This is a genomic window from Enterobacter sp. PTB (genome assembly GCF_051130085.1).
Lineage (GTDB): Bacteria > Pseudomonadota > Gammaproteobacteria > Enterobacterales > Enterobacteriaceae > Enterobacter > Enterobacter ludwigii.
Genome location: NZ_JBDKEE010000005.1, coordinates 1 through 13155 on the forward strand (window position 1 = coordinate 1; position 13155 = coordinate 13155).

Annotated in this window: 11 protein-coding genes and 1 pseudogene; 8 read left to right on the forward strand and 4 right to left on the reverse strand. The window is 56.0% G+C overall.

The annotated features are described in order from the left end of the window. Both AAIR21_RS07740 and AAIR21_RS07745 read left to right on the forward strand, forming a co-directional pair. Window positions 1-297 (forward strand): annotated as a pseudogene (locus AAIR21_RS07740) (hypothetical protein); the annotation flags it as partial. Between the two features lie 10 nt (window positions 298-307). Further along, window positions 308-808, forward strand: coding sequence for a tail fiber assembly protein (locus AAIR21_RS07745; RefSeq protein ID WP_434680573.1), 501 nt, complete (start codon window positions 308-310; stop codon window positions 806-808). A gap of 75 nt (window positions 809-883) precedes the next feature. Here AAIR21_RS07745 and AAIR21_RS07750 read toward each other — a convergent pair whose 3' ends face one another. Further along, window positions 884-1624: a hypothetical protein gene (locus AAIR21_RS07750; protein ID WP_434680575.1), complete on the reverse strand. Its 741-nt coding sequence runs from the start codon at window positions 1622-1624 to the stop codon at window positions 884-886. 765 nt (window positions 1625-2389) lie between these two features. Between AAIR21_RS07750 and pgl the strand changes: the two genes are divergently transcribed. Continuing rightward, window positions 2390-3385, forward strand: coding sequence for a 6-phosphogluconolactonase (gene pgl / locus AAIR21_RS07755; RefSeq protein WP_050737375.1), 996 nt, complete (start codon window positions 2390-2392; stop codon window positions 3383-3385). A gap of 91 nt (window positions 3386-3476) precedes the next feature. On the opposite strand, the gene AAIR21_RS07760 is transcribed toward pgl, so the two are convergent. Further along, window positions 3477-4760, reverse strand: a complete 1284-nt coding sequence (locus AAIR21_RS07760) for a putative acyl-CoA thioester hydrolase (protein ID WP_014169207.1) — start codon at window positions 4758-4760, stop codon at window positions 3477-3479. A gap of 224 nt (window positions 4761-4984) precedes the next feature. Between AAIR21_RS07760 and hutI the strand changes: the two genes are divergently transcribed. From hutI to hutH, 5 genes are all read left to right on the forward strand, one after another. Beyond that, window positions 4985-6208, forward strand: coding sequence for an imidazolonepropionase (gene hutI / locus AAIR21_RS07765; RefSeq protein ID WP_032681397.1), 1224 nt, complete (start codon window positions 4985-4987; stop codon window positions 6206-6208). Continuing rightward, on the forward strand, window positions 6205-7143 hold the full coding sequence (gene hutG / locus AAIR21_RS07770) for a formimidoylglutamase (RefSeq protein WP_106503846.1): 939 nt from the start codon (window positions 6205-6207) through the stop codon (window positions 7141-7143). Before hutI ends, hutG begins: the two co-directional genes overlap by 4 nt. A gap of 19 nt (window positions 7144-7162) precedes the next feature. Then, window positions 7163-7897: a histidine utilization repressor gene (locus AAIR21_RS07775; protein WP_047743874.1), complete on the forward strand. Its 735-nt coding sequence runs from the start codon at window positions 7163-7165 to the stop codon at window positions 7895-7897. Between the two features lie 136 nt (window positions 7898-8033). After that, the gene (hutU, locus tag AAIR21_RS07780; RefSeq protein WP_183516520.1) at window positions 8034-9719 is read left to right on the forward strand and encodes a urocanate hydratase; all 1686 of its coding nucleotides are present in this window, start codon (window positions 8034-8036) and stop codon (window positions 9717-9719) included. Further along, complete coding sequence (gene hutH, locus AAIR21_RS07785) at window positions 9719-11239, forward strand: histidine ammonia-lyase (RefSeq protein ID WP_183516519.1); 1521 nt, start codon at window positions 9719-9721, stop codon at window positions 11237-11239. Before hutU ends, hutH begins: the two co-directional genes overlap by 1 nt. Window positions 11240-11281: 42 nt before the next feature. Here hutH and AAIR21_RS07790 read toward each other — a convergent pair whose 3' ends face one another. Together AAIR21_RS07790 and bioA are read right to left on the reverse strand one after the other, a co-directional pair. Continuing rightward, the gene (locus tag AAIR21_RS07790; RefSeq protein ID WP_020884938.1) at window positions 11282-11758 is read right to left on the reverse strand and encodes a kinase inhibitor; all 477 of its coding nucleotides are present in this window, start codon (window positions 11756-11758) and stop codon (window positions 11282-11284) included. A 72-nt stretch (window positions 11759-11830) separates the two neighbouring features. Then, a complete protein-coding gene (bioA, locus tag AAIR21_RS07795) occupies window positions 11831-13120 on the reverse strand; it encodes an adenosylmethionine--8-amino-7-oxononanoate transaminase (RefSeq protein WP_032677717.1) in 1290 nt (429 codons plus the stop codon). Window positions 13121-13155 lie beyond the last annotated feature (35 nt).

A 13155-nucleotide genomic window follows, 5' to 3' on the forward strand; every position in this document is an offset into this window, starting at 1 on the left:
GAAATCATGATCGGCTACGGTGCGAACTGGCGATCGATCACCGTGCGAATATGCAGCTACACCCCTGAGGGGGAGGCGTATACGAAAGCGCAGTCTGATGCCCGCTATCCCACAGGCCACAGAACTGGCGCAAGAACGAAAATCACGGGGCTTACCAGTGTGGGTGACTGGTCCAGCAAAATCCCCCAGGGCGCTGTTAACATCGCTTCCCTGACAGAAGGCAATGACCGCATCACTGACGCTTATTACGCTTATCCCCAGTACCTGATTAACGGCAACTGGGTCAACTTCGCATAAGGATAAAACCGTGAACAACTTAGGAACATTCAAGCGCTACACCCCGGAGTCACCGGAGATTCCAGGGGCAGCTTACATCAAAAACGCCGACGGCACCGACTGGTACTCCATCGCCTGGGATAAAGAGCGTATCACGGGCAATATTTTTGCAGGTACGGATGCAGAGGGGAATATTGTTTGCGTCACGGATGACGGCAGCGCCATGTTTCCTGCCGATATGACCGTCTGGGAAATCCCTGCTGATGAAGCGCCGGAAGGCATTCTCACGGAAGGCTATAACGCTAAAATCATTGATGGCGTCTATATACTGGACAGGGTCATTATCTCCAGTGGTACCAGGTCCCGTCTGCTGGCTGAAGCGGAAAGAATCATCTTTCCTCTTGCGCTGGCGGTTAAGCACGATATGGCAACCGAAGAAGAAAAGCTCCGCCTTGCAGCCTGGGAGAAATACAGCGTACTGGTGAGCAGGGTGAATCCGGAGAAACCGAAGTGGCCGGATAAGCCGGAGTAAATTTATAAAAATGAAATGGAGGTGCCTTGAATATTACACCTCCTCATAATGATTGGAAATGAAATGTTACTTTTCCTACACTGGAATACAGTTCGTTAGGCGTTGTGTTGCCATATAAAATGTTAGCCCCCCAGCCATCAGAATACGATTGCAGGAATATTCTGGTAATTCAGCGTTATATCCAAATATCGGATCAATAACTTTTGATTTACTACCTGAAATATTCCAAATCTCAACGACATCGCCGTCAGATAAATTCAATGTAAGACCATTTGGGGGGAGGGTTAGACGTAGTTCTACGATATAATCATTACTGGTTATGATTTCAGTACCAGGAACACCTGTATATACACGTGCTTTCGCGGAAGACCAGTCCCCCTGAGGGCCTGCAGGTCCTGGAGGTCCTATTGAACCAGATGGTGCCAAAGTCTCATACCAGTACTTCCCTTCATATACAAGTGAAATGCTGGAATATTTATCTAACGTTGTTATTATAGCAATAGAATTCTCGGATCGCAGAGCAGGATTGGTGTAAATGTCCACGGGGAAGGAGGAATTATTTATGATGTTTACCCTTGTTCCTTTGGGTATTATGCCCTCGGGGGTAGGGGTTGTTCTATTTGGGAATAAGTCAAGTGCTCCTTTCATACTTAGATTCTCAAATATCCAAGTGGTTCCCGACGGGAACCGCTCAGTAACACTAGCTGTCGAATTTGAAACATAAACTAATGGTCCATCTTCAATTCTTCCATCACTGTCGGGTGAAATGCCATTGACGGTTTTAACAAAGTCGACAGGTGAATCATTAGATTTCATTTTTCACATCCTTTCACATTTGTTTCATAAAAGTATTAATTAAATGGTGGTGGTCAAAGTTCAGCCTTGGCAGATGTTTTCCTCTAACAATAGTGATATGAGGGTTTAACAACCATGGAGCAGCGCAAACGAAGTTAGCCCAATAGCCTATGACAGCAAAATTGTTAAGCCGTGTCCGGCAAACTGGTAAAGGAACCGGAAAAAACGATACTCACAACGGGAGTTTTTCGTGGCAAGAAAGAATTGGTGGCGGCGCTAACCAGAATGACGATAACGATGGAAACAGGAGTCCGTATAGTTCCGCCTTGAAGCCTGGGAGAAATATAGCAAATTTAGTATAGGGAGTGATCGGATAAGCCGGAGAAAAAAACGGCGGCACAAAATGATGCTTCCGGGTGCGCCGCCGTGGATAGAGAATACCCTACTGGTAGTAGTTGGTGGTGCCGACCATGAGAAAACCAAAATCTTAGAGGATAAAGGTTTAGACGGCACCACCATGTTCAGGATCGCGACTGAACTCTAGAAGAGTGTTAATGGGATCAACCCGGTGTCAATAGGAAAGATGGTGACGAGGAGAATATTAACCCCAAAAAGTTTACTTCATGCATTGTAGAAGGTGCTTCATCGTTCGAAATGATGTGCTAAATTGTTGATTTGATTGTAGCGTGATGTCGCATTTTATTGTTATTTGTCGTCTATTTTATGAACTGTAAATATAGTTAAGTTTTTGATAAATAATGAAATTATAATGTTTGAGGTGTATTTATGAAACAAACCGTTTATACCGCCAGTCCTGAAAGCCAGCAGATCCACGTCTGGCGTTTAAATACCGAGGGTACCCTCACGCTGGTTCAGGTTGTTGATGTGCCAGGTCAGGTGCAGCCGATGGTTATCAGCCCGGATAAACGTTTCTTGTACGTGGGTGTGCGCCCGGAGTTTCGCGTGCTGGCCTACCGCATCTCGCCGGACGACGGCGCGCTGACTTACACTGCGGAAGCACCTTTACCGGGCAGCCCAACGCATATCTCCACCGATCGCAAAGGCAACTTCATCTTCAGCGGCTCTTACAATGCGGGCTGTGTCAGCGTAACGCGTCTGGAAGCGGGCCTACCGGTTGAAACCGTGGAGGTGGTTGAAGGGCTGGAAGGTTGCCACTCGGCGAATATTTCTCCGGATAACCGTACGCTGTGGGTCCCTGCGCTGAAACAGGATCGTATCTGCCTGTTTACCCTGAGCGATGACGGTCACCTGGTGGCGCAGAATCCTGCAGAAGTGACCACCGTTGAGGGCGCGGGCCCGCGCCATCTGGTGTTCCACCCGAACCAGCAGTACGCCTATGTGGTGAACGAGCTAAACAGTTCTGTGGACGTATGGGAACTGAAAGATCCTAACGGCAAGATTGAGTGCGTGCAGACGCTGGATATGATGCCGTCTGACTTCTCTGACACCCGCTGGGCGGCTGATATTCACATCACACCGGATGGGCGTCATCTGTATGCCTGCGACCGTACCTCCAGCCTGATTACGGTATTCAGCGTTTCCGAAGACGGTAGTGTGCTGGCGATTGAAGGTTTCCAGCCTACCGAAACCCAGCCACGCGGGTTTAATATCGATCACAGCGGTAAATACCTGATTGCGGCGGGGCAAAAATCCCACCACATCGCGCTATACGAAATCAAAGGTGCGCAGGGGCTGCTGGAAGAGAAAGGGCGTTACGCCGTCGGCCAGGGGCCAATGTGGGTGGTGGTAAACGCACACTAAAAGGCTTAAAACAAAAAACCTCGCAAATGCGAGGTTTTTTTATGCCCGGTGGGCACCGGGCGAGTATAGCAAAAGACATCAACGCATTCTTTTATTGCTTAGGCTCAGCAACCACTTTGCTACCCAGACCGCGGTTGTTGTATTCCCACATGCGGTTGAAGTTAGCGTCATTCAGGTTGCGCTGCACGTTACCTTTATCATCCACGCTACCGGTATTGCCGGAGAAAGGACGTTTGGAGATAGCGGCATCGGCCCATGGCTTAGCCATGTTGAAACCTTCGTTGATCACGCTGTCACGAATAACAACCTGACCGTTGGTGGCAGAGTCCACATCCAGCGAGCGGCCCAGCTGCGCGACGCCGTCACCGGACGCGTTAAAGCGGCTGTTAACCGCCAGGAAGCCGTAGAACAGGTTAGATTGCGTGGCAGGGGCAAACACATAACCTTCCTGCTGAGTGCGTGAATTCACCACGCGGAAATCGGTGTTCTCAAACACCACCGCGCCGCGACCGGAGACCAGATCCACGTCACCTTCAACGTAGCTGTTAGTGACCAGCGTACGGGTCAGACGGTTATTCTGCAGCGTGTTCTGAACACCGCTGTTCGTCACGAAGAAGGTGTTCTGACGGCCGAGAATATTCACGTTGTTGATCTGCACTTTATCGCCATCGCTACGCAGTGCAACGGCCTGGTGGTTACCGGCATCAACGCTATCGCCCAGGGTATTCTGAATGGTCAGGTTCTGCAGCTGCAGGCCATTATTCTGAGACCAGACGACCGCAGAACACATCACGCCGATGGTAGCTGCACGCTTGCTCTGGCAGTTGTCAAACATGTACCACGCCGGTTTGCCTGGCATGTATTTACCCGCCGGGTTGACCAGGCGACGCCAGGTGTTGCTGTCGATTTCAGAATCAATCGCCAGACCAATTTTCACGTCGACCGCTTTCTCGCCTGTCCCGTAGAGGGTGATGCTGCCCGGTGCTGCCGGAACGTAAACGGTGCCTTCATATTCCCCAGGCAGGATCGCGATGTACTGGCGAGAGGCGCTGTGTTTGGTGATAGCCGCGTCAACCGCAGCCTGAATCGTCGTGTGCGTCACGCCCTGCGTGCCTGCCGGACCGACAACGAAGTCAGGTTGTTTCGGCAGGTTAATAGAAGACGGTGTCCACGGCGCAGCGTTAGGGTCCATCGCCGAGAAGTAGTGTGCACGGTCAAAGTTCTTCGCTTCATCAGCGGACAAAATCGGGCGAGAGGCGGTACCCGGTGCAACCTGCTCAGAAGGCTGCTGGTCCGGTGGGGTAGAACTGCATGCGGATAATGTCACGCCAAAGGCGAGCGCTAACGCCAGACGGGAAATCCTGGAAATGTTCAAGGTAAAGCTCCTGGGTATGCAAGTCTTAACGGGATAGACGAAATAGCCTGCTTTTTTATACTAAGTTGAGCGAAACGGGAAGATAAAAAGGGTAAAAGATGCATTTTTTACCCGCGGGAGGCGGGAAAGTCATCACAAATAAATAACATTTTCCGCCAGAGCGGTTGACAGCAGGGGGCAGATGAAAATAAATGTCTATACAACCCATGACAAGTGGAATGCCCATGCAGCAGCTTCATCCCGACGATGTAATATGGCGCAATGCGCGACTGGCGACAATGATCCCGGACGACAGCACGCCTTATGGCCTGAAAGCGCAGCACGCCCTGGTGGTGCGCGGCCAGACGATTCTGGCCGTTATTCCCGAATCCGACATCCCTTCCGGCCACCGTCACTGTGTCGATCTGCACGGTCGTCTGGTCACGCCCGGGCTGATTGACTGCCATACCCACCTGGTGTTCGGTGGCGATCGTGCGGCAGAGTGGGAGCAGCGTTTGAACGGCGTCTCTTATCAAACCATCAGCGCGCAGGGGGGCGGGATTAACGCGACCGTGACGGCGACGCGGAGCAGTTCGCCCGAGACCCTGCTCAGGCTGGCGCAACAGCGTCTGCAGCGGCTGATCGATGAAGGGGTGACCACGGTTGAAATCAAGTCGGGATATGGTCTCAACGCCGAAGCGGAAGAGAAGATGCTGCAGGTCGCCCGCCAGCTGGGCCAGAACAATCCGGTAGAGATCAGCCCAACGCTTCTGGCTGCGCATGCGGTTCCGGCGGAATACCGCCACGACGCGGACGCGTATCTCACCAGGGTGTGCGAGCAGATGATGCCCACGCTGTGGCAAAAAGGCTTATTCGAAGCCGTGGATGTGTTTTGCGAAAACGTCGGCTTCACGCCAGCGCAAACCGAGCGGCTTTTCCGCGCTGCCACTGCCCTGGGGATTCCGGTCAAAGGACACGTGGAACAGCTTTCAAATCTTGGCGGCGCGGCGCTGGTCAGCCGCTTTAAGGGGCTTTCCGCCGATCATATTGAATATCTCGACGACGCCGGTGTTCAGGCGATGGCGCACAACGGCACGGTTGCGGTATTACTGCCGGGGGCGTTCTATTTTCTTCAGGAACGTCAGCGTCCGCCGGTTGAACAGCTCAGAAAAGAGGGCGTTCCCATGGCTGTCGCCACCGACTATAACCCCGGCACCAGCCCGTTCGCGAGTATTCATCTCGCGATGAATATGGCCTGCGTGCAGTTTGGCCTGACGCCTGAAGAGGCCTGGGCTGGCGTGACGCGACATGCTGCCCAGGCGCTGGGACGCGGGGCCACGCACGGGCAGCTGCAGGCTGGATTCGTGGCTGACTTTGTCGTCTGGGATGCACATCACCCGGTCGAAATGGTCTACGAGCCGGGACGCAATCCGTTGTATCAACGTATTTTCCGTGGGGAGAGCGTATGAGACTCTGGCGGCCGGTTGCCGAGACCGTCTGGCAGGGGCGTGACGACAGCGCCGAGGCCAGCAATGCAAAACGTATTTTTCAGACCCTGCGACAGATGCCGGTATTTACCCCTCAGTCGTCCGGCATCGCTTTGATAGGATTTGAATGTGATGAAGGGGTAAAACGCAATCAGGGCAGGCCCGGCGCCGTACAGGCCCCGGAGGTGCTTCGCAAAGCGCTGGCGAACATGGCAAGTCATCATGGACATGACCGGCTGGTAGATATGGGGTCGGTGTATGTCGAGGGCGATAATCTGGAAGCGGCTCAGCGGGCGTTAAGCGATGCCGTGCAGGCCTGCCAGCAGTCCGGCATGCGTACGCTGGTTTTTGGCGGGGGACACGAGACCGCCTGGGCGCATGGCCGCGGGGTTCTGGATGCTTTCCCGAACGCGCGCGTGGTGGTGATAAATCTGGATGCACACCTTGACCTGCGCAAGGCGGACCACGCGACCTCCGGCACGCCGTTTCGTCAGCTGGCACACTACTGTGCGGAACAGGCGCGCGATTTTCAGTATGCCTGCCTGGGCGTCAGCCGGGCGGCGAACACGCAGGCGCTGTGGGATGAAGCTGAGCGACTAAACGTCACACTGGTGGAAGACCTTCATTTCAGGCGAGATGCGTTATCGGCTCTGGACAAGGTCCTCGCCCAGGCCGACCGCGTTTACCTCACCATTGACCTCGATGTTTTGCCTGCTGGCGAAATGCCAGCCGTCTCAGCGCCCGCGGCGTTAGGGGTACCCGCGCTGGATCTTCTGCCGGTGATTGAACACATCTGCCGCAGTGGAAAACTGCAGGCTGCCGATCTGGTAGAATTTAACCCGCAGTACGATCGGGACGGACAGGGGGCAAAGCTTGCCGCCCGTCTGGCCTGGCAAATTGCTCACTGGTGGGCATAACAACGTTTAAGGAGTCAGGATGTTTTCACGCTCACCGCTGCCGCAGTCCAGCCCTCCCGCGCCTTTCTATGAAAAGGTGAAGCAGGCCATCAGCGAAAAAATCGCAACCGGCGTCTGGCGGCCGCACGATCGCATTCCGTCCGAGGCCGAACTGGTCGCACAGTTTGGTTTTAGCCGAATGACCATCAACCGGGCGCTGCGCGAGCTGACCGATGAGGGCCTTCTGGTGCGTCTGCAGGGGGTCGGGACCTTCGTCGCGGAGCCGAAAGGGCAATCGGCACTGTTTGAGATCAGAAGTATTGCCGATGAGATAGCCTCGCGTAACCATCAGCACCACTGTGAAGTGTTGGTGCTCGAAGAGACACAGGCCAGCGCCGAGCAGGCCGTGGAGCTGAATGTCAAAGAGGGAAGCCGCATCTTTCATTCCGTGATGGTGCATTATGAAAACGACATCCCGGTGCAGATTGAAGATCGCTGCGTGAATGCCGATCGGGTGCCCGAGTACCTGGATCAGGATTACACCCAGACCACGCCGCATGCCTATCTTTCGCTCATCGCGCCGCTGACGGAAGGGGAGCACATCGTGGAAGCCGTTCGCGCTACGCCGCAGGAGTGCGAACTGTTGCGGATCAAAGAGCACGATCCTTGCCTGCTCATTCGTCGCCGTACCTGGTCTTCGTCGCATATTGTGTCGCATGCCAGACTGCTGTTCCCGGGAAATCGATACCGGTTGCAGGGCCATTTCATGTCGTAAGGGTCATACGTTTTAAAAGCGTGATAGCTAACGCAATATAACAAAATTGTATCTTTTTTGTTAAATCTGACCTTGTGTGTGCTTGTCTATACAAGTATATCTGAATACATCATCTGTCCCGTATGAGGAGCACACAATGTCGTCAGGTAAATACCGCCAGCAGGATGTCCGCGCCGCGCGCGGCACCACACTTACCGCCAAAAGCTGGCTCACCGAAGCCCCGCTGCGCATGTTGATGAATAACCTCGATCCTGAGGTCGCGGAGAACCCCCACGAGCTGGTGGTGTATGGCGGCATAGGCCGCGCCGCGCGCAACTGGGAGTGCTATGACGCGATTGTTGAATCCCTGACTCATCTGGAACATGACGAAACCCTGCTGGTGCAATCCGGCAAACCGGTCGGCGTGTTCAAAACCCACAAGAATGCACCGCGCGTGCTGATCGCCAACTCTAACCTTGTCCCGCACTGGGCGACCTGGGAACACTTTAACGAGCTGGACGCCAAAGGGCTGGCGATGTATGGCCAGATGACGGCGGGAAGCTGGATCTACATCGGCAGTCAGGGGATTGTGCAGGGCACCTACGAAACCTTCGTGGAAGCCGGTCGTCAGCACTATAACGGTTCGCTGAAAGGTCGCTGGGTACTGACCGCCGGTCTGGGGGGAATGGGGGGCGCACAGCCGCTGGCCGCGACACTTGCCGGTGCCTGCTCCCTGAACATCGAATGTCAGCAGAGCCGCATTGATTTCCGTCTGCGTACCCGTTACGTCGATGAACAGGCTGATAACCTGGATGACGCGCTGGCACGCATCAAAAAATACACGTCAGAAGGCAAAGCGATGTCGATTGCGCTCTGCGGCAACGCGGCTGACATTCTCCCTGCACTGGTGGCCCGTGGCGTACGCCCGGATCTCGTCACCGACCAGACCAGCGCGCACGACCCCCTTCACGGCTACCTGCCATCGGGCTGGACGTGGGAAGCGTATCAGCAAAACGCCGAAAGTGACCCGGAAGGCACGGTGCTCGCCGCTAAACGTTCCATGGCGGAGCACGTGAACGCCATGCTGGCCTTTAGCCAGATGGGCATTCCGACATTTGATTACGGCAACAATATTCGCCAGATGGCGAAAGAGATGGGCGTGAGTAACGCCTTCGACTTCCCGGGGTTTGTGCCTGCCTATATTCGTCCGCTGTTCTGTCGCGGTATTGGCCCGTTCCGCTGGGTGGCCCTGTCCGGCGACCCGGAAGATATCTACAAAACCGACGCCAAAGTGAAGGAGATCGTCGCCGACGACGAACATCTGCACCACTGGCTGGATATGGCTCGCGAGCGCATTAACTTTCAGGGCTTGCCGGCGCGGATCTGCTGGGTCGGGCTGGAGTGGCGACAAAAACTGGGTCTGGCCTTTAACGAAATGGTGCGCAGCGGTGAAGTCTCCGCGCCGATTGTTATCGGACGCGACCATCTCGACTCGGGCTCTGTTGCCAGCCCGAACCGTGAAACCGAAGCCATGCGCGACGGCTCCGATGCCGTCTCCGACTGGCCACTGCTGAATGCCTTACTGAATACCGCCAGCGGGGCGACCTGGGTGTCGCTGCATCACGGTGGTGGCGTAGGAATGGGCTTTTCCCAGCACTCGGGAATGGTCATCGTGTGTGATGGTACGGATGAAGCGGCAGCGCGTATCGCTCGCGTGCTGCATAACGACCCGGCAACCGGCGTAATGCGCCACGCGGATGCCGGTTACGAGATTGCGATTGAATGTGCCAAAGAGCAGGGCCTGAACCTGCCGATGATCCCTGCCACACAAGGAAAGCATTAATGAACGCCTTAACCCTCATTCCCGGCTCACTGACGCTCAAACAGCTGCGTAACGTCTGGCGTCAACCGGTCACGCTCTCACTTGATGAAAGCGCCCACGCCGCGATTAACGACAGCGTTGCCTGCGTTGAAGCCATTATTGCCGAAGGACGTACCGCCTACGGCATCAACACCGGATTTGGTCTGCTGGCGCAGACGCGTATCGCCACGCACGATCTGGAAAATTTACAGCGCTCGCTGGTGCTTTCGCATGCGGCGGGTGTCGGACAACCGCTGGATGATGACATTGTCCGCCTGATGATGGTGCTCAAAATCAACAGTCTGGCGCGTGGGTTCTCCGGAATTCGCCTCAGCGTGATCGAGGCGCTGATGGCGCTGGTGAATGCGGAAGTCTATCCGTGGATCCCGGCAAAAGGTTCCGTCGGTGCATCCGGCGATCTTGCGCCGCTGGCTCATATGTCGCTGCTGCTGCTCGGTGAAGGTCAGGCTCGCTGGAAGGGCGAGTGGCTCCCCGCGAAAGAGGCGCTGAAAAAAGCCGGATTGACCCCGATAACGCTGGCGGCGAAAGAGGGACTGGCGCTGCTTAACGGGACCCAGGCCTCGACGGCGTTTGCGTTACGTGGTCTGTTTGAAGCCGAAGATCTTTTCGCCTCCGCGGTCGTGTGCGGTGCGCTGACCACCGAGGCGGTGCTTGGCTCACGTCGTCCGTTTGACGCCCGTATCCACGAGGTGCGCGGCCAGCGCGGGCAGATTGACGCCGCGGCGATGTACCGTCACCTGCTGACCGAGACCAGCGATATTGCAGACTCTCACCATAACTGTGACAAGGTACAGGATCCCTATTCGCTTCGCTGTCAGCCCCAGGTGATGGGAGCCTGTCTGACGCAGCTGCGCCACGCGGCAGAAGTGCTGCTGGTGGAGGCGAATGCGGTGTCTGATAACCCGCTGGTGTTCGCTCAGGAAAACGAAGTGGTCTCCGGGGGGAATTTCCACGCCGAGCCTGTGGCGATGGTGGCGGATAATATCGCGCTGGCGATTGCGGAAGTGGGGGCCTTATCCGAACGTCGCATCGCGCTGATGATGGATAAACATATGTCCCAGCTGCCGCCGTTCCTGGTCCGCAACGGCGGGGTTAACTCCGGATTTATGATTGCCCAGGTGACGGCCGCGGCGCTGGCGAGCGAGAACAAGGCCCTGTCGCATCCGCACAGCGTGGACAGTCTGCCAACATCAGCGAACCAGGAGGATCATGTCTCGATGGCCCCGGCCGCAGGACGTCGTCTGTGGGAGATGGCCGCCAACACCCGCGGCGTGCTGGCGGTGGAATGGCTGGCCGCATGTCAGGGCGTTGATCTGCGTGAGGGTCTGACATCCAGCCCGCTGCTGGAACAGGCGCGTCATCTGCTGCGTGAACAGGTCGCGCATTACGATGATGACCGTTTCTTTGCGCCGGATATTGATAAAGCGATCGCGCTGCTTGAGAAGGGAAGCCTGGTGGGCTTGCTGCCTTCGGTGCTCTAAGATTTGCCCGGTGGCCCGGACACGTACAGGCCACCGGTTTTTTTACGAATACATTGCCGTGATCGATGCGCTACCCAGCGAATGAAAATGGACGTTAAAGCCGACCATTGCGCCACTCGCGCCCTCATCCACCTCAATCGTGTCCACATCCAGCGCGTGAACCGTGAAGATATAGCGGTGCGTTTCCCCTTTTGGCGGCGCGGCGCCACCGTAACCCGCTTTGCCAAAATCGGTTCGGGTCTGGATAGCGCCTTCAGGCAGCGCCACCAGGTCAGAGCCGGAACCTTGCGGCAGAACGCGCGTATCCGCAGGCAGGTTCGCCACTATCCAGTGCCACCACCCTGAGCCTGTAGGGGCATCCGGGTCATAGCAGGTGACAACAAAGCTTTTGGTTCCCGCCGGAACATCGTCCCACGCCAGATGCGGAGAGATATTATCCCCCTGATAACCCATGCCGTTAAAAACGTGGCGTTCAGGCAGTTTTTCCCCGTCGCGCAGATCTTTACTGATGATTTTCATACGATTTACCTCGGTACCCGATTATGCAAAAAGTGTAATGCATAAACAGAGTACCGACGTTAACGCTCAGGGTTAAATCGCAAAATGTGCGGGAATGTTAACAGCGTCAACTACCGCAGCCGTTAACTGACGTAGCTGAGCCGGCGAGATAACATAAGGCGGCATCAGATAGATAAGCTTGCCGAAAGGACGCACCCACACTCCCCGTTCCACGAAGAAACGCTGCAGCGCCGCCATGTTAACCGGATGGGTGGTCTCAATCACGCCGATGGCACCCAGCACGCGCACATCCGCCACGAATTCAGCCGCTGACGCTGCGCTCAGCTCCTGGCGAAGCTGCGCTTCAATCGTCGCGACCTGCGTTTGCCACTCGCCGCTCTCGAGAATGGCCAGGCTTTCGCTCGCCACCGCGCAGGCCAGCGGGTTGCCCATAAACGTTGGGCCGTGCATAAAGCAGCCCGCGTCGCCATCGCTGATGGTGTCGGCAACGTGGCGCGTTGTCAGCGTGGCGGACAACGTCATGGTGCCGCCGGTCAGCGCTTTACCCAGACACAGAATATCCGGTGCGATCCCCGCATGCTCGCAGGCGAACAGCTTGCCGGTGCGGCCAAAGCCGGTGGCGATCTCATCGGCAATCAGCAGAATGCCCTCGCGATCGCACATCTTACGAATGCGCGTCAGCCACGCCGGGTGGTACATCCGCATCCCGCCTGCACCCTGCACAACCGGCTCAAGAATAACGGCGGCAATCTCATGGCGGTGGGCAGCCATCAGCCGCGCAAAACCGACCATGTCCATTTCATCCCACTCCCCGTCAAAACGGCTTTGCGGTGCCGGGGCAAAGAGGTTCTCTGGCAGATAGCCCTTCCACAGGCTGTGCATGGAGTTATCCGGATCGCACACCGACATCGCGCCGAACGTGTCGCCGTGATAGCCGTTGCGGAAGGTGAGGAACCGCTGGCGGGTCTCACCTCTGGCGTGCCAGTACTGCAGCGCCATTTTCATCGCCACTTCCACGGCAACAGAGCCGGAATCTGCAAGGAAAACGCACTCCAGCGGGGCCGGGGTCATCGCGACCAGACGCCGGCACAGGTCAACCGCAGGCTGATGGGTGATACCGCCAAACATCACGTGCGACATCTGGTCAATCTGCGCTTTCATCGCCGCATTCAGACGCGGGTGGTTATACCCGTGAATAGCCGCCCACCAGGATGACATGCCGTCCACAAGCGACTCACCGCTGCTCAGGGTCAGTTCGCACCCGTGAGCCGAGGCGACCGGGTAAACGGGGAGGGGGCGGGTAGTGGAAGTGTATGGGTGCCAGATATGCTGCTTGTCGAAGGCGAGATCGTCCTGGGTCATAATCGACTTGTAAACCATTTTGAAAAGTTTTAGGT